Source organism: Klebsiella sp. M041, from assembly GCF_059759695.1.
Window position 1 is genome coordinate 18,006 of the sequence record NZ_JCAXWU010000015.1, and the last position, 15,382, is coordinate 33,387.

General features: G+C 59.8%; 17 protein-coding genes. 5 read left to right on the forward strand and 12 right to left on the reverse strand.

The features are described from left to right. The first annotated feature begins 61 nt into the window (after window positions 1-61). Window positions 62-874 (forward strand): DNA-binding transcriptional regulator, encoded by an 813-nt coding sequence (locus AC6CWS_RS19220; protein WP_048297725.1) that lies wholly within the window; start codon window positions 62-64, stop codon window positions 872-874. An 87-nt stretch (window positions 875-961) separates the two neighbouring features. Here AC6CWS_RS19220 and AC6CWS_RS19225 read toward each other — a convergent pair whose 3' ends face one another. The 3 genes from AC6CWS_RS19225 to AC6CWS_RS19235 form a co-directional block, all read right to left on the reverse strand. Further along, window positions 962-1,798, reverse strand: a complete 837-nt coding sequence (locus AC6CWS_RS19225; protein ID WP_032453232.1) for a shikimate dehydrogenase family protein — start codon at window positions 1,796-1,798, stop codon at window positions 962-964. Window positions 1,799-1,813: 15 nt separating this feature from the next. After that, the gene (locus tag AC6CWS_RS19230; RefSeq protein ID WP_065881338.1) at window positions 1,814-3,136 is read right to left on the reverse strand and encodes an MFS transporter; all 1,323 of its coding nucleotides are present in this window, start codon (window positions 3,134-3,136) and stop codon (window positions 1,814-1,816) included. 71 nt (window positions 3,137-3,207) lie between these two features. Beyond that, window positions 3,208-5,061: a bifunctional sugar phosphate isomerase/epimerase/4-hydroxyphenylpyruvate dioxygenase family protein gene (locus AC6CWS_RS19235; protein ID WP_065881336.1), complete on the reverse strand. Its 1,854-nt coding sequence runs from the start codon at window positions 5,059-5,061 to the stop codon at window positions 3,208-3,210. Between the two features lie 126 nt (window positions 5,062-5,187). Here AC6CWS_RS19235 and AC6CWS_RS19240 point away from each other — a divergent pair, with 126 nt between their 5' ends. Continuing rightward, window positions 5,188-5,826, forward strand: a complete 639-nt coding sequence (locus AC6CWS_RS19240) for a TetR/AcrR family transcriptional regulator (protein ID WP_023290070.1) — start codon at window positions 5,188-5,190, stop codon at window positions 5,824-5,826. 17 nt (window positions 5,827-5,843) lie between these two features. On the opposite strand, the gene fumD is transcribed toward AC6CWS_RS19240, so the two are convergent. Next, entirely contained in the window at window positions 5,844-6,056 is a 213-nt protein-coding gene (gene fumD, locus AC6CWS_RS19245; protein WP_004203074.1) for a fumarate hydratase FumD, read from the reverse strand. 236 nt (window positions 6,057-6,292) lie between these two features. After that, window positions 6,293-6,424 carry a hypothetical protein gene (locus AC6CWS_RS19250; protein WP_032428887.1) on the reverse strand — a complete coding sequence of 44 codons (132 nt, stop codon included), beginning with the start codon at window positions 6,422-6,424 and terminating at the stop codon, window positions 6,293-6,295. Here AC6CWS_RS19250 and ynhH point away from each other — a divergent pair. From ynhH to AC6CWS_RS19265, 3 genes are all read left to right on the forward strand, one after another. Then, on the forward strand, window positions 6,369-6,554 hold the full coding sequence (gene ynhH / locus AC6CWS_RS19255) for a protein YnhH (protein WP_418133804.1): 186 nt from the start codon (window positions 6,369-6,371) through the stop codon (window positions 6,552-6,554). The two genes, AC6CWS_RS19250 and ynhH, sit on opposite strands and share 56 nt — an antisense overlap. A gap of 7 nt (window positions 6,555-6,561) precedes the next feature. Then, a complete protein-coding gene (gene pykF, locus AC6CWS_RS19260; RefSeq protein WP_023290071.1) occupies window positions 6,562-7,974 on the forward strand; it encodes a pyruvate kinase PykF in 1,413 nt (470 codons plus the stop codon). Between the two features lie 313 nt (window positions 7,975-8,287). Beyond that, on the forward strand, window positions 8,288-8,524 hold the full coding sequence (locus tag AC6CWS_RS19265) for a major outer membrane lipoprotein (RefSeq protein WP_002908860.1): 237 nt from the start codon (window positions 8,288-8,290) through the stop codon (window positions 8,522-8,524). A 61-nt stretch (window positions 8,525-8,585) separates the two neighbouring features. Here AC6CWS_RS19265 and ldtE read toward each other — a convergent pair whose 3' ends face one another. From ldtE to sufA, 7 genes are all read right to left on the reverse strand, one after another. Then, on the reverse strand, window positions 8,586-9,572 hold the full coding sequence (gene ldtE, locus AC6CWS_RS19270) for a L,D-transpeptidase LdtE (RefSeq protein WP_065881334.1): 987 nt from the start codon (window positions 9,570-9,572) through the stop codon (window positions 8,586-8,588). A gap of 99 nt (window positions 9,573-9,671) precedes the next feature. Further along, a complete protein-coding gene (sufE, locus tag AC6CWS_RS19275) occupies window positions 9,672-10,088 on the reverse strand; it encodes a cysteine desulfuration protein SufE (RefSeq protein WP_023290073.1) in 417 nt (138 codons plus the stop codon). A gap of 11 nt (window positions 10,089-10,099) precedes the next feature. Next, window positions 10,100-11,320 (reverse strand): cysteine desulfurase SufS, encoded by a 1,221-nt coding sequence (gene sufS / locus AC6CWS_RS19280; protein WP_065881332.1) that lies wholly within the window; start codon window positions 11,318-11,320, stop codon window positions 10,100-10,102. After that, the gene (sufD, locus tag AC6CWS_RS19285) at window positions 11,317-12,591 is read right to left on the reverse strand and encodes a Fe-S cluster assembly protein SufD (protein WP_065881331.1); all 1,275 of its coding nucleotides are present in this window, start codon (window positions 12,589-12,591) and stop codon (window positions 11,317-11,319) included. Before sufD ends, sufS begins: the two co-directional genes overlap by 4 nt. Next, window positions 12,566-13,312, reverse strand: coding sequence for a Fe-S cluster assembly ATPase SufC (gene sufC, locus AC6CWS_RS19290; protein ID WP_065881329.1), 747 nt, complete (start codon window positions 13,310-13,312; stop codon window positions 12,566-12,568). The genes sufD and sufC overlap by 26 nt, the downstream gene beginning before the upstream one ends. Window positions 13,313-13,328: 16 nt before the next feature. Further along, window positions 13,329-14,816 (reverse strand): Fe-S cluster assembly protein SufB, encoded by a 1,488-nt coding sequence (gene sufB / locus AC6CWS_RS19295; protein ID WP_023290077.1) that lies wholly within the window; start codon window positions 14,814-14,816, stop codon window positions 13,329-13,331. Between the two features lie 2 nt (window positions 14,817-14,818). After that, window positions 14,819-15,196 carry a Fe-S cluster assembly scaffold SufA gene (gene sufA, locus AC6CWS_RS19300; RefSeq protein WP_065881326.1) on the reverse strand — a complete coding sequence of 126 codons (378 nt, stop codon included), beginning with the start codon at window positions 15,194-15,196 and terminating at the stop codon, window positions 14,819-14,821. Between the last annotated feature and the right edge of the window lie 186 nt (window positions 15,197-15,382).

Below are 15,382 nucleotides of genomic sequence, written 5' to 3' on the forward strand. Positions count from 1 at the left end.
ACATCGCTTAATGTGCACCAGGTGCACATCGCTGTTTATAAAGCATTTTAAGGAAGGATTTATGCGTGATGATGGGGCCACTGAGTACAAAACGGTGCGCGGATTAAGCCGGGGTTTATTGTTATTAAAATTGTTAAATAAATTCGACGGCGGCGCGACGCCCGGCCTGCTGGCGGAGTTTAGCGGCCTACATCGCACCACCGTGCGCCGGCTGCTGGAGACGCTGCAGGAGGAAGGTTTTGTCCGCCGCAGCCGCTCCGATGACAGCTTTCGTCTGACCATTAACGTCCGCCAGCTGAGCGACGGATTTCGTGACGAACATTGGATTTCTGCCCTCGCCACGCCGCTGCTCGGGGAACTGCTGCGCGAGGTCCAGTGGCCGACGGATATCACCACCCTCGACGTCGACGCCATGGTGGTGCGCGAAACCACCCACCGCTTCAGTCGGCTGTCGTTTCACCGGGCGATGGTCGGACGTCGACTGCCGCTGCTGCTCACCGCCTCCGGTCTGACATGGCTGGCCTTTGCCCCCGACGCGGAGCGCGACGCCATACTCAGCATGCTGGCCGCCCGTCCGGAAGCGGAATATCAGCTGGCTCGCGAACCGGAACGGCTGGCGGCGATCCTCGCCCGCACCCGCCAGAACGGCTATGGCGAAAATTTCCGCGGCTGGCGGCAGGAGGAGAAAATCGCCTCTATCGCCGTGCCGGTCTGCAGCCAGCAGCGGGTCATCGGCTGCCTCAACCTGGTCTATATCGCCAGCGCCATGACCATTGAGCAGGCGGCGCTGAAGCATCTCTCCGCGCTGCAGAGGGTGGCGGGCCAGATAGAAGCCCGCATGGAGGATGAAGAAGTGTGGTACGAAATGCCCTGAACGTCCGCTGGCATGTGAGAAACCGCCTGCAGATAACGTGATGATAAACCCGGCCACACTGCGCGGTGCGGCCGGACGGGCGTCGCGTCAGTAGCGAATTTCCGCCAGCGCCCGCAGCTGTTCGGGGGTGGCTACCGGCAGGTCGAAAAAGCGCAGATAGGCAGGGATCATTTCAAACAGCATGTCGGTCCCGCGCTGGATGTGGCACTGTCGCGCCTGGGCGGCTCTCAGCAACGGAGTATACTCCTGGGTCATCACCACCTCCCCCACCCAGGTGCCTGGCGCCAGACGGTCAACGTCCAGCGGCAGCGGATCGCTGACCTTCATCCCCAGCGGCGTGGCGTTGACCACCAGCTCGTGTCCGGCAGGATCGTGCTGCATCAGAGTGATATCGAGCTGTGGATAGTGCTGATGCAGCCGTCCAGCGAGGGCGTGCGCCACCTCGGGACGGGTATCGTACAGGGTCAGGGCGCTGACCCCTGCAGCCGCAAGGGAGGCGGCGATAGCCGACCCCACCCCGCCGCTGCCGACCACCAACGCCCGCGTCCCCTCAGGCTGAAATCCCTTACGGCGCAGGCCCAGCACAAAGCCGTCGCCATCGAACATGTCCCCGGAGAGGCTGCCGTCCGCCTCGCGACGGATAGCGTTGCAGGCGCCGGCGATAGCCGCCGTCGGGCTCAGGCGTTGCACCAGATCGCAGGTGGCGATTTTATGCGGCATCGTCACCAGCGCGCCGATGATATTGGTCATCGTAAACAGCGGCGGAATAAACGCGGCATAGTCCTCCGGCCTGACGCCCATTGGCACCACCTTCACGTCCACCTGCTGGTCGACAAACCACGGGTTGTAGATCATCGGCGCCTTAAAACTGGCGGTCGGATAGCCAAGATGCGCTATCAGCCGCGTATTCCCACTAATCACCATGCCTTGCTCCTTTGCTTACTGCGATAACTCGATACGTTTGACGTCGCCGAGGATAAACAGATAGGCCGCCACGCCCAGCAGCGCGGCGCCGCCGATGTAGATCAACGCGTAGAAGAAATTGCCGAACCCGGCGACGATAAAGCCGATCACCAGCGGAGTGAGGATCCCCGCGAGGTTGGCGCAAAAGTTGAACAGGCCGCCGGTGAGCCCGCCCAGCCCCTTCGGGGCGATGTCGGAGATCAGCGTCCAGCCGAGGCCCACCATCCCCTGGCCAAAAAAGGCAAACGACATCACCAGGATCACCGCCAGGTCGCTCTGCAGCCAGTTGGCGGTGATGATGCAGCTGGCCATCAGCAGGCCGGCGACGATCGGCAGCTTACGCCCCAGGTTGGCCGACCCGGTGGCTTTAAGCAGCTTGTCGGAGATCCAGCCGCCAAACATCACCCCGCCGGCGGCGGCGACAAACGGCAGGATGGAAAAGAAACCGACCTTCAGCCACGGCATATGGCGTTCGGTGGCCAGCCAGGTGGGAAACCAGGTGAGAAAGAACACCAGCACCGTGTTGCCGGCAAACTGGCCGATACTGGCGCCGATGATCTGACGTTTGCTCAGCAGCTGGCGGACCAGCGGCCAGCTGAACGCCACCTGCTGGTCGGCTGGGGCGCTCAGGCCGCCGCCGTTTTCGATATGCTCGCGCTCCTGCTGGCTGAGACGAGGGTCTTCATGCGGTTCGCGATAGCAGCGCCACCACACCAGGGCGAACAGAATGCCGACCACGCCGACGCTGACGAACAGCACCCGCCAGCCGAAGCCGTCCATGATCCAGAACAGCAGCGGGGCAAAGCAGGCCAGCCCGAGGTATTCCCCCACGGTGTACACCGCCGTGGCCTTCGCGCGCTCCTGCTGCGGGAACCAGGCGCTGACCACCCGGCTGTTCACCGGAAAGCACGGCGCTTCGCTGACGCCAAGCCCGAAACGGCACAGCAGCAGCGTCTTCAGCCCCACCGCCATGCCGTGGAACAGGGTAAACAGCGACCACAGGGTCAGCGACAGAAAATAGGTCACTTTGTTGCCAAAACGGTCGAGAAACAGCCCGCCGGGGATCTGCGCCAGAGCGTAGGTCCAGGCGAAAGCGGAGAAGAGGATCCCCATGAGCGCAGGGTCGATCCCCAGCTCACCGGTCAGCTTTGGGGCGGCGATCCCCAGCACGGTGCGATCGAGGTAGTTGATCATGGTGCCGATGGCCAGCAGCGCAAGAATGCCGATGCGCCGCCGGGAGCGGCGCGCGGTGACGGCTGGCTGGGCGGCGGCCGTCGGGTTAGGGCTATATGAGCTCATAGTCGGTTCCTGTCTCGGGTACAGAGGGTGTTGTTATTGTGTTTCAGGCATAATGAACCATTTGATTCAGGCTAACAATACTGCATCGCCGCCAGACGGACGGCCGCATTCGCCGCGCCATAGAGCGCGTAGCCTGCCCGTCGTTCGGTTAATTCAAAGAAGAAGCGCCCGGCGATGAAGGGCCGGGTATACAGATGCAGGAACGCTCCGCCCTGCGGATCGCGGTCGTAGAGGAGCTGCCGCCGCTGGAGCTGCCCGACATCCAGCTCGCCGCCAAAGCGCGCCAGCAGATCGTCATAGTAATTGGCCGGGATCGGCAGCGCATGATCGGCAACCGCGGCGAGCTGGTCGCAGGTGGCCGGCAGATCGCGGCAGGCAAAGGCGGCATGCTGCAGCCCCGCCCCCTGGTAGCAGGCGACCGAGCGGGCGATCTGCGTCGCCCGGCTCTGGGAGATATTCAGCGCCAGGCGGATCTCCCCCTGCGGGCTGCGCACCACCAGACTACGCACCAGCCCATAGGGATCCGGCAGCGTCTGCTCATGTTCGAGCGTAAAACCAAACACCGTGCGGAAGAACATCACCCAGTTGTCGCGGCTGTCGGCCTCCATCCCCAGCGCCAGATGGTCGATGCCGAGGTAATCTTCGCGCACCGTCACGCCATCGCGCAGGAGAAAGTCGCGCTCGTAGATCGCCTCCCCGGCGTCGATGAGATAGACCAGGCTGCCGTCAGGGGCGCAGATCGCCGGGATCGGCGTTTCGTTCGGCCCGGCGTCGCCCTGCCAGGTGGCATACCCCAGCGCGCGGGCGCGAGCGACAATCGGCGCGCTGCTGTCGACCCGCAGCGCCATCGCGCAGAGCGATACCCCGTGGCGTTGATAAAAGTGATCGGCCCAGCTGTGCGGCTGATGGTTTATCACGATCCGCGCCCCGCCGTTGCGCCACAGCGTGACCTGTTTGGAGCGGTGGCTTCCCTCGTGCTGAAAACCCAGCGCCTGCAGGTGCTGCCCCAGGCGCTGCGTCTCGGCGACGCTGGCGGCGAATTCGATAAACTCCAGCCCGTGACAGACCGGCGGTGGCGGCGGTGAAAACAGATCGGCATCGCACGCCGGGAGCCGGCGACGAGTCTGCTCCTCCAGCCACAGCAGCGAACGATAGCCATCTTTGGCCGTCGCGCCGTTCGGCGAGGCGCGAAAACCGTCATTAAAGATCTCCAGCGACCAGGGGCCGCGATAGCCGCAGCGGGTGATCTGCTCGGCAAACGCCTCCAGCGGCAGCTCCCCCTGCCCGGGGAAGCAGCGGAAATGGCGACTCCACTCCAGGAGATCCATTTTCATATACGGCGCATCGGCGAGCTGAACGAAGGTGATTTTCTCCACCGGCACCGATGGCAGCGCGTCGAGGGTGTCGCCCCGGGCCAGGATATGGAAGCTGTCGAGCACCAGGCCCAGCGCCGGGCTGTCCACCCGCTGCACCCGCTCCCAGGCCTGCTGCCAGCGGTTCACATGGGTTCCCCAGGCCAGCGCCTCATAGCCGATAGCGATCCCCTCCTCTTCCGCCAGCGTGGCCAGCGCCCGCAGGTCCGCCACCTGCAGTTCGCTATCCGCCGAGCAGTCCGGCTGCACATTGCTGCACAGCAGCAGCGTGTCGCAGCCCAGCTCGCGCATCAGCGCAAATTTGCGTCTGGCGCGGGCCATATTGGCCGCAAACTGCGCCCGGCTGGCGCCTTCAAAATCGCGAAAGGGTTGAAAAAGCGTGATTTTTAACCCTAAATCGGCGGCCAGCTGGCGGATTTCCGCCGGCGTCCCCGTATAATAGAGCAGATCGTTCTCGAAAATTTCCACACCCTGATACCCCGCCGCCGCAATAGCGTGCAGCTTCTCTGGCAGGGTGCCGGAAATCGAAACGGTGGCGATAGAGCGCAGCATAAGGTCCTCGGGTCAACAGCTGACGTGAGCCTTGAATATGTATCATTTGGTTCATTTGCGCCATACCAGGTTGCTAAATTGTGATCATTATGTGTATTTTTTGTCACCCAAGAAAAAGGAGTTGCCATGACCGCCGTTGCTCATGATGAAGCACAATCTCTGAAGGAGCGGATCTTCAGCGCCGCTATCGCCGTCTTTGCCGAACACGGGCTGTCAGGCGCCCGCATGGAGCAGATCGCCACCGAGGCGCAGACCACCAAGCGCATGGTGGTCTACTACTTCAAAAGCAAAGAGCAGCTCTATCAGGAGGTGCTGCAGCATGTGTATGCGCGGATCCGCGAAACCGAGCAGCAGCTGGGGCTGGAGAATGTGCCGCCGGTAGAGGCGCTGGTGCGGCTGGTGCGCTGGAGCGTGCGCTATCACGCCACCCACGCGGACTATATGCGGGTGATTTGCATGGAGAACATGCAGCGCGGCAAGTGGCTGAAGACCTCGGGAGAGCTGAAGCCGCTGAATCGTACCGCCCTGTCGATTCTGGAAGACATTTTGCAGCGCGGCCAGCAGCAGGGGGTCTTTCAGGCGGGGCTGGAAGCGCGCGATGTGCACCGGTTAATCAGCAGCTTTAGCTTTTATCAGGTGTCGAATTTCTACACCTTCAGCAGTCTGTACCTTGACGATCCGCTGCCCGCCATTGACGATGAAGCGATGGTGGCCCACCACTGCGACATTGCCGTCCGGGCGGTGGTCCGCTTCGTGATTTCCTGACCCGCCGGCGAAAGGCGTCAGTGTCCGGAGAGGGCGTGAATGACCTTCGCCATTGCCTCCTCGGTGAGCGGTGAACGCTGGATTTTGCTGTTCGCCAGCGAGGTGCGCAGCACGCCGGCGATGACAATGTGTTTCGGCTCCTGGCCAAGGTCACGCATCTCCAGCACCACTTTGCCCACCACGCGGCACATTTCCTGGTACAGCTCGTCGTCTTTCGCTTTATTTCCCATTGAGTCTGGCTCGCATTTTCTCATTATCAATCAAATCATTATTGATAGATTTTTCCGGCAACGCAAATCATCCTCCCGTTACCGGGTCAATGGCGCATTTTACCCCCTCATGACGGGAGAAAATTCCCTTTCCGCCGCCCCTTTTCATACCGCCTGATGGAAAAATGTGTTGCATAGTTTTATGCATAACGTGCCGGTTTTGTTACGCGTTTTGTCCATAATTTGAAACGAGGTTTTTATTTTCCTTTTTGATTTCGCCAGCGTATAATGCGCTTCGATTCTTTCTTGAATGGTTTCAGCGCATTGGACTGCATGATAAAACGCATAACACCTTGCCACATTTCATGGGCTGAACCGCCAGCACACATTCTTCTGCACGCTTCGGGGTTGTCACCTATCCTTAGGGCGTGGCTTAGCAACTTTCGTAATACAGGTTTGGCTCCCCGGCAGTGCGCCCGCGGAGCGAGAATTCCATATCCTTCACAACTTAAAGACTAAAACTGTCATGAAAAAGACCAAAATTGTTTGCACCATCGGTCCGAAAACCGAATCTGAAGAGATGCTGACCAAAATGCTGGAAGCCGGCATGAACGTGATGCGTCTGAACTTCTCCCACGGTGACTATGCGGAACACGGTCAGCGCATCCAGAACCTGCGCAATGTGATGAGCAAAACCGGTAAGAAAGCCGCTATTCTGCTGGACACCAAAGGACCGGAAATTCGTACCATCAAGCTGGAAGGCGGCAACGACGTCTCCCTGAAAGCGGGCCAGACTTTCACCTTCACCACCGATAAATCGGTCATCGGCAACAGCGAAATCGTTGCGGTAACCTATGAAGGCTTCACCTCTGACCTGAGCGTCGGCAACACCGTTCTGGTGGACGATGGCCTGATCGGCATGGAAGTGACCGCTATCGAAGGCAACAAAGTTATCTGTAAAGTGCTGAACAACGGCGACCTTGGCGAGAACAAAGGCGTGAACCTGCCGGGCGTCTCTATCGCCCTGCCGGCGCTGGCGGAAAAAGACAAACAGGACCTGATCTTCGGTTGCGAACAGGGCGTGGACTTCGTCGCGGCCTCCTTCATCCGTAAGCGTTCCGACGTCGTCGAGATCCGTGAGCACCTGAAAGCCCACGGCGGCGAAAACATCCAGATCATCTCCAAAATCGAAAACCAGGAAGGCCTGAACAACTTCGACGAAATCCTCGAAGCCTCTGACGGCATCATGGTTGCTCGTGGCGACATGGGCGTTGAGATCCCGGTTGAAGAAGTTATCTTCGCGCAGAAAATGATCATCGAAAAATGTATCCGCGCGCGCAAAGTGGTTATCACCGCGACCCAGATGCTGGACTCCATGATCAAAAACCCACGTCCGACCCGCGCTGAAGCCGGCGACGTGGCCAACGCCATCCTCGACGGCACCGATGCGGTAATGCTGTCCGGCGAATCGGCGAAAGGTAAATACCCGCTGGAAGCGGTCACCATCATGGCGACCATCTGCGAACGTACCGACCGCGTCATGACCAGCCGTCTGGATTTCAACAACGACAACCGTAAACTGCGCATCACCGAAGCGGTGTGCCGCGGCGCGGTAGAAACCGCTGAGAAACTGGAAGCGCCGCTGATCGTGGTCGCCACCCAGGGCGGTAAATCCGCACGCGCTGTGCGTAAATACTTCCCGGATGCCACCATCCTGGCGCTGACCACCAACGAAACCACTGCTCGCCAGCTGGTGCTGAGCAAGGGCGTTGTGCCGCAGCTGGTGGAAGAGATTGCCTCTACGGATGATTTCTATCACCTGGGTAAAGATCTGGCGCTGAAGAGCGGCCTCGCGCGCAAAGGCGACGTGGTGGTGATGGTCTCTGGCGCATTAGTCCCGAGCGGCACCACTAATACCGCTTCCGTGCACGTGCTGTAATAATTTACAGGTTAATTGGTTTTTTTTTAATAAAGCGCCTCTCGGGGCGCTTTTTTTTATTCATCGACTAGCTCTTCCTATTAAAAATGCAAATCGGAATTTACTATTTAATAAGAGATTATCTAAGATGAATCCGATGGAAGCGCGCTGTTTTCACTCGCCTTTTTCAGCGATTTTGACCAATTCGATGCTTCTTTGAGCGAACGATCAAAAATAAGTGCGTTCAGGTAAAAAAAATATTCTCATCCCAAAAAAGTTTGTGTAATACTTGTAACGCTACATGGAGATTAACTCAATCTAGAGGGTATTAATAATGAATCGTACTAAACTGGTACTGGGCGCGGTAATCCTGGGTTCTACTCTGCTGGCTGGTTGCTCCAGCAATGCTAAAATCGATCAGCTGTCTTCTGACGTTCAGACTCTGAACGCTAAAGTTGACCAGCTGAGCAACGACGTGAACGCAATGCGTTCCGACGTTCAGGCTGCTAAAGACGACGCAGCTCGCGCTAACCAGCGTCTGGACAACCAGGCTCACTCTTACCGTAAGTAAGAGTTCTGGTAATAAAAATGGCGCACTCTGTGCGCCATTTTTTTTTCCCTCGCGCTGAGGGCTACTGGGTGAGCAGGCCGTTGTCAGACGAACTGTTCTGCGCCGACAGCGACGTCGCCGCGCTACCCGCCCCCGTCGATACCACCACCGGATAGCCCGCCCTTCTCGACATCGCTTTTTTCAGCTGCAGGTCATCCACCGCTTTATCCTCTGCGAATGCGTGAAACGCCGCTGGCAGCGTGTAAGCGATGGTCCGGGTGTTTTCCCCTTCCGTTTGCGACAGCGGCCTGTGGACCTCTACATAACGTTTACCATCCGGCTCGACGGCAAACTTCACCGGCTGATTGATGATCCGCACCGGCGTCCCGGTTTTCACCTGACTGAACAGCGCCTTGATGTCATCGGCGTTCATCCGCATACAGCCCGAGCTGACGCGCAGCCCAACGCTGTCCGGCGCGTTAGTCCCGTGGATGAGATATTCGCCGTTACCGTAGGCCAGACGCAGCGCATAGCGGCCCAGCGGGTTATTCGGCCCGGCCGGCACCACCGCCGGGAGCGTCACCCCTTTCTCCAGCGAGCGCGCGCGGATGCCGGCGGTGGGTGTCCAGGTCGGGTTAGGGATCTTCTGCCCGACGCGGGTGGTCATCTCCGGCGTTTCCAGCCCTAACTGGCCGATGCCCAGGGGATAAACCTGGACCTGATTCTCTCCCGGCGGGAAGTAGTACAGCCGCAGCTCCGCGAGGTTGACGACAATCCCCTCCCGCGGCACGTCGGGCAGCAGCATCTGAGAAGGGATCAGCACCTGGGTCCCGGGCTTCGGCTGCACCGGCGCGATGGTATCGTTGGCTTCAAGGATCAGCATCGCCGCGGTATCGAAATGGCGGGCAATCGCCTGCAGGTTGCGATCGCTCTCCTGAACCGTCCAGTACTGGTTCTGGCCAATCAGCCGGCTGTTGGCCGGAGGCAGCGGGTAATCGACGGCCCAGGCGGCCGGTGAGGCGCCAAGGGCGCTGAGAAGGGCTAAAGCGATCATCGTTTTGCGTTTCATACTGAGATTCCTTCTTTCGCTGATAAAACGCCAGGAGACTGAACGGCGGCAGGGTCAGCGCCCTGCCGGACGTAACAGAATGAAATCTACCTGTTTATTCTAGCTAATATTTGCGGCTTTCGCGCGTATCGCGCGGATCATGGCTTCGAGGCCCTGCGAGCGGGAGGGGGTAAGATGCTGGGTGAGGGCCATTTTTTCAAACCACGGGCGGACGTCAAACTCGGTGATGTCCTGGGCGGTCATCCGGTCATAAAGGATAAACACCACCGCAATCAGCCCTTTGACAATCGCCGCATCGCTGTCGCCGCGCAGGGTGACAACGCCGGAAGGATCCTGCGCCATCACGATCCACACCTGGCTTTGACAGCCCTGAATAATGTTCTGCGGGCTGTGCTCCTCGGCGCTCAGCGGCGGCAGCCGCTGGCCCAGCTCAATGATATAGAGATACTTCTCTTCCCAGTTGGCGCAACGGCTAAAATTGCGCAACAGTTTGTCTTTGTCCGGTAATGCCGCCATCGTCACGTCCTTTACCCTAATAGTTTGTGGATCCGCTGGAGGCCGGCCACCAGGCGGTCCACCTCTTCCGTGGTATTGTACATCGCCAGCGACGCCCGACACATGGCCGGTACCTGATAGCGGGCCATCAGCGGCATGGCGCAGTGATGCCCGGTCCGCACGGCGATCCCGTAGTTATCGAGGAAGCTGCCGACGTCATAGGCATGATGCTGGCCGAGGTTAAAGGCAATCACCCCTTTACGCTGCGCCGGACCGTAGAGGATCAGATCCGGCACCGCGCGCAGGGCCTCCAGCGCGTAGCGCATCAGCGTCTGCTCGTATTCGGCGATCTGGGTCAGTCCCAGCTGGCTGACGTAGCTCAGCGCCGCGCCGAGGCCAATGATCCCCCCGGTATTCGGCGTGCCGGCCTCAAAGCGCCAGGGCGCCTGGTTCCAGGTGGTGCCCTCCGTCAGGCTGACGGTGGCGATCATCGACCCGCCCCCTTCCCATGGCGCCATTGTCTGCAGCAGCTCGGCCCGGGCGTAGAGCACGCCGATCCCGGTCGGGCCGTACAGTTTATGGGCAGAGAAGACATAAAAATCGCAGCCCAGCGCCTGAACGTCCACCGGGTGGTGCATCACCGCCTGGGCGCCGTCCACCAGCACTTTCGCGCCATGCTGATGCGCAAGGGCAATCAGCGCCGACAGCGGGTTTTCCGTCCCCAGCACGTTGGAGACTTCGGTTATCGCCAGCAGGCGGGTTCGCTGGTCAAACAGCCCGGGAACCACGTCCAGTTGCAGGGTGCCGTCCGGGTTGAGGGGGATCACCCGCAGCTCAGCCCCTACCCTGGCGCAGAGCATCTGCCACGGTACGATGTTGGCGTGGTGCTCCATCTCGCTGATGATGATGTTATCCCCGGCGCCGACGTTGGCATTTCCCCAGCTGTTGGCCACCAGGTTAATGCCCTCGGTGGTGCCGCGCACGAATACCAGCTCCTCCGCCGAGCCGGCGTTAAGGAAGATGGCCGCCTGCTGGCGCACCGCCTCCATCCGCGCGGTGGCTTCCGCGCTGAGGGTATGGATCCCACGATGCACCGCCGCGTAGCCGTGGCGATAGAATTCCGCTTCGGCGCCAATCACCGCCTCCGGTTTCTGGGCGCTGGCGGCGCTGTCAAGATAGACCAGCGGCTGGCCGTTGACCTCCCGGCTCAGTACCGGAAAATCGGCGCGAACCCGTTCTACTGAAAATGTCATGCTGTGCCTCCCGGCAAACGCTCTCCAATCCGCGCCAGCACCTGCTCTCTGAGCGCGTCGCTGTGGATAGCTTCGGTAAGCTCGGCGGCGAAGGCGTAGAGGATCATCTGCTGCGCCGCCTGCTGTTCAATCCCGCGCGAGCGCAGATAGAACAGCTGTTCTTCGTCAATGCGCCCTACCGTCGCCCCGTGGCTGCATTTCACGTCATCGGCGTAAATCTCCAGCTGCGGTTTGGTGTCGACCTCCGCCAGCCGCCCGAGCAGCAGATTGTTGTTGGTCATCTGGCCGTCGGTTTTCAGCGCATGCGGCGCGACGTTGATCAGCCCGTTAAACACCGCCCGGCCCTTATCGCTGACAATGGTTTTGTGCAGCTGGCGGCTGGTGCAGTACCCCACCTGGTGGTCCAGCCAGGTGCGGCTGTCGCAGACCTCATTTTTCACCGGCATCGCCAGCGAGTTAAGACGCAGGTCGCTGTTTTCGCCGCCCAGACGCGTGCTGGTGTGATGACGCAGCACCTGACCGCCGAGCAGGAAACTGCTGCTGAAAGCCGAGGCGTCGCGGCCCAGCAGCAGGTCGTTATGGGCGAAGTGGTAGCTGTACGCGTTCTCGAACGCCAGCTTGATGTGCTGCAGGCGCGCGTTGTCCGCCACCGTCATGGTCAGCCGCCCGCCGGTGAAGTGCGGTTGCTCATCAAGGCTAAGATAGTGCTCGACAATCGTCGCCTCCGCCCCGCTCTCCAGCGCCAGATGGTGACGATAGTGGGCGGTATTCAGCGCATCGCCGGCCAGGCCGCGGGTGATATGCATCAGCAGCAGCGGCTTATCCAGGCGGCGGTTGCGCGGCACGCGAAGGCGGGTCACCGTCTGCGCCAGGCTTTCGGTCAGATGGAGAAACACCTCCGGCTGGAGGGCATCCGGCAGATGCTGGCGCTGGTTATCGACACTGACCTCCATGCCACTGGCGGCGAGATCGTCGCTCAGCTCAGGATGATAGCGACCGTCGATAAACACCAGTCGCCAGGCGTCCAGCGGCAGCGCCAGCGCGTCACGCTGCTCGGCGCTGACCGACGCTCCCTCATCGGCGACGAAGCGGCCGTTAATCAGCGCGTCCAGTGGGGTGTATTTCCAGTCCTCCTGCTTGCGCGTCGGCAGACCCAGGCGCAACAGCTGCTGCAGATGCTGGCTGGCCTCCGGCGTACGCTGGTCGCCCTGCGCTTCAAACAGATGGTGCCACTGCTGCAGCGCATTACTGCTGTTCGGTAAGCCAGCCATAGCCCTGCTCCTCCAGCTGTTTGACGAGAGTGAAATCCCCCGACTTCACAATCCGCCCCTGATACAGCACATGGACATAGTCCGGCTTGATATAGTCAAGGATGCGCTGATAGTGAGTGACGATGATGAAGGCGCGTTTGCCGTCGCGCAGCGCGTTCACGCCCTGGGAGACGATTTTCAGGGCATCGATGTCGAGCCCGGAATCCGATTCATCGAGAATGCACAACTCCGGCTCAAGCACCGCCATCTGCAGAATGTCGTTGCGCTTTTTTTCGCCGCCGGAGAAACCCACGTTCACCGAACGGGTCAGCAGATCTTCCGGCATCTGCAGCAACCTGATTTTCTCTTCAATTAAATCCTGAAAGTCGAAGCGATCCAGCGGCTCCTGGCCGCGATAGCTGCGCACGGCATTCAGCGCGGTCTGCAGGAAGAACTGGTTGCTGACGCCGGGGATCTCCACCGGATACTGGAAGGCCATAAAGATGCCTTCCCCGGCGCGATCTTCCGGGGCGAGCTCCAGCAGGTTTTTGCCCTTAAATTCGACGCTGCCGCCGGTGACCTCGTAATCTTCGCGCCCGGCCAGGGTGGCCGAAAGCGTGCTTTTCCCCGAGCCGTTCGGCCCCATAATGGCGTGGACCTCCCCCGGACGCACCTCAAGGTTCAGCCCGCGCAGGATCGCTTTATCTTCGACGGCGACGTGTAAATCTTGAATACTTAACATCTTTTTTCCTTAATTATCAGCCGACGCTATGCTCAAGGCTAATGGCCAGCAATTTTTGCGCTTCGACGGCGAACTCCAGCGGCAGTTCGGAGAAGACGTCTTTACAGAAGCCGTTGACGATCATCGAGATGGCATCGTCTTCGCTGATCCCGCGCTGCAGGCAGTAGAACAGCTGGTCCTCACCGATCCGCGAGGTGGTCGCTTCGTGCTCCAGCTGGGCGCTGTTGTTGCGACATTCCACATACGGGAAGGTATGCGCCCCGCAGTCCGGGCCGATCAGCATCGAATCGCACTGGGTGAAGTTGCGGGCGTTGGTCGCGGTCGGCATGATTTTGACCAGCCCGCGATAGCTGTTCTGGCTGTGTCCGGCGGAGATCCCTTTCGAGATGATGGTCGAGCGGGTGTTCTTGCCGATATGGATCATTTTGGTGCCGGTGTCCGCCTGCTGATGACCGCTGGTCAGCGCCACCGAAAAGAATTCGCCGATCGAGTTATCGCCGCGCAGGATGCAGCTGGGGTATTTCCAGGTGATGGCCGAGCCGGTTTCCGACTGGGTCCATGACATTTTGCTGTTCTCCCCTTCGCACAGGGCGCGCTTGGTGACAAAGTTGAGGATCCCGCCGGTGTTGTTATCCCCCGGGAACCAGTTCTGCACCGTGGAGTATTTCACTTCCGCGTCTTTATGGATGATGACTTCCACCACCGCGGCGTGCAGTTGATAGCTGTCGCGCACCGGCGCCGAGCAGCCCTCAATGTAGCTGACGTAGCTGCCTTCATCGGCCACCAGAATGGTGCGTTCAAACTGGCCGGTCTTTTCGGCGTTGATGCGGAAATAGGTCGACAGCTCCATCGGACAGCGGACGCCCTTCGGCACATAGATAAAGGTGCCATCCGAAGCCACCGCGGCGTTCAGCGCGGCAAAGAAGTTGTCATTGCCCGGCACCACGGTCCCCAGATACTTTTTCACCAGTTCCGGATGGTCGTGGATCGCCTCGCCGAAAGAGCAGAAGATGATCCCCTGCTCCGCCAGCTTTTCACGGTAGGTGGTCGCCACCGACACCGAGTCGAATATCGCGTCCACCGCCACCTCGCGCCCTTCGCGCACCGGCACGCCCAGCTGGTTAAAGGCTTCTTCCACCTCGCTGGTCAGGAAGGTGTTGGCCCCGGTCTGCTGCACCGCGCCGGGCTCGGAGGCGCAGGTCTCATCGCAGTTGCCGCAGGAGGGGGCGGAATAGTAGCTGTAATCCTGATAATTCAGCTTATCGTAATGCGCCTTCAGCCAGTGCGGCTCTTCCATCTCCAGCCACGCCCGGTAGGCATTGAGCCGGAACTCCAGCATCCACTGCGGCTCATTGCGACGGGCGGAGATGGCGCGAACCACCTCTTCATTAATGCCTTTGGCCAGCTCATCGGTCTGCAGGCGAGTGAAAAAGCCCTCTTTATAATTGAGCGGGCCGCCGGTCCAGGTTTTGACATCGTCTGTTGCTTCAGTATTACGCGACATAGTTACTCCGCCTGCACCCCAAAACTTTCGCCGCAGCCGCACTCGTGCTGCGCTTTCGGGTTATGAAATTTAAAGATTTCATTTAAACCTTCCCGGACGTAATCCAGCTCCGTGCCGTCAATGAACGGCATCGCCTGCAGCGGCGCAAACAGCTTCGCCCCGTCAGATTCAAAGAGCAGTTCGTCGGGCGCCGGCTCGGTAATCATTTCGAGCACATAGCCAAAACCGGCGCAGCCGCTGGTTTTGATACCCAGCCGTAGCCCCTTTTTGTCCGGCTGCTTACGCATCAGATCGCGAATATGCGCGGCAGCGGCCGGCGTCATGGTCAGTCCCTGCCAGCTGAAATCGGCGGGATTAAAGGTTCCTGCTTGTACTTCCATCGATAGACCTCCAGGTTGGCGCCATCAAGGCATACCGCCATGTTAGTGATAATGATTATCACTTCAACCCTTCTGCAGCAGGGGTATTGCCTCATTTAGCGCTTTTTATAAGCATAGACCCTTGCCCGGGGATTATCAGGGTACGCAAGTGGAACCTAATCATATGATTTATAATATGTTATTCTG

Coding starts and splice junctions, on each gene's coding strand:
- AC6CWS_RS19220 (WP_048297725.1), top strand. CDS start 62: ATGCGTGATGATGGGGCCACTGAGTACAAAACGGTGCGCGGATTAAGC.
- AC6CWS_RS19225 (WP_032453232.1), bottom strand. CDS start 1,798: ATGGTGATTAGTGGGAATACGCGGCTGATAGCGCATCTTGGCTATCCG.
- AC6CWS_RS19230 (WP_065881338.1), bottom strand. CDS start 3,136: ATGAGCTCATATAGCCCTAACCCGACGGCCGCCGCCCAGCCAGCCGTC.
- AC6CWS_RS19235 (WP_065881336.1), bottom strand. CDS start 5,061: ATGCTGCGCTCTATCGCCACCGTTTCGATTTCCGGCACCCTGCCAGAG.
- AC6CWS_RS19240 (WP_023290070.1), top strand. CDS start 5,188: ATGACCGCCGTTGCTCATGATGAAGCACAATCTCTGAAGGAGCGGATC.
- fumD (WP_004203074.1), bottom strand. CDS start 6,056: ATGGGAAATAAAGCGAAAGACGACGAGCTGTACCAGGAAATGTGCCGC.
- ynhH (WP_418133804.1), top strand. CDS start 6,369: ATGATAAAACGCATAACACCTTGCCACATTTCATGGGCTGAACCGCCA.
- AC6CWS_RS19250 (WP_032428887.1), bottom strand. CDS start 6,424: ATGTGTGCTGGCGGTTCAGCCCATGAAATGTGGCAAGGTGTTATGCGT.
- pykF (WP_023290071.1), top strand. CDS start 6,562: ATGAAAAAGACCAAAATTGTTTGCACCATCGGTCCGAAAACCGAATCT.
- AC6CWS_RS19265 (WP_002908860.1), top strand. CDS start 8,288: ATGAATCGTACTAAACTGGTACTGGGCGCGGTAATCCTGGGTTCTACT.
- ldtE (WP_065881334.1), bottom strand. CDS start 9,572: ATGAAACGCAAAACGATGATCGCTTTAGCCCTTCTCAGCGCCCTTGGC.
- sufE (WP_023290073.1), bottom strand. CDS start 10,088: ATGGCGGCATTACCGGACAAAGACAAACTGTTGCGCAATTTTAGCCGT.
- sufS (WP_065881332.1), bottom strand. CDS start 11,320: ATGACATTTTCAGTAGAACGGGTTCGCGCCGATTTTCCGGTACTGAGC.
- sufD (WP_065881331.1), bottom strand. CDS start 12,591: ATGGCTGGCTTACCGAACAGCAGTAATGCGCTGCAGCAGTGGCACCAT.
- sufC (WP_065881329.1), bottom strand. CDS start 13,312: ATGTTAAGTATTCAAGATTTACACGTCGCCGTCGAAGATAAAGCGATC.
- sufB (WP_023290077.1), bottom strand. CDS start 14,816: ATGTCGCGTAATACTGAAGCAACAGACGATGTCAAAACCTGGACCGGC.
- sufA (WP_065881326.1), bottom strand. CDS start 15,196: ATGGAAGTACAAGCAGGAACCTTTAATCCCGCCGATTTCAGCTGGCAG.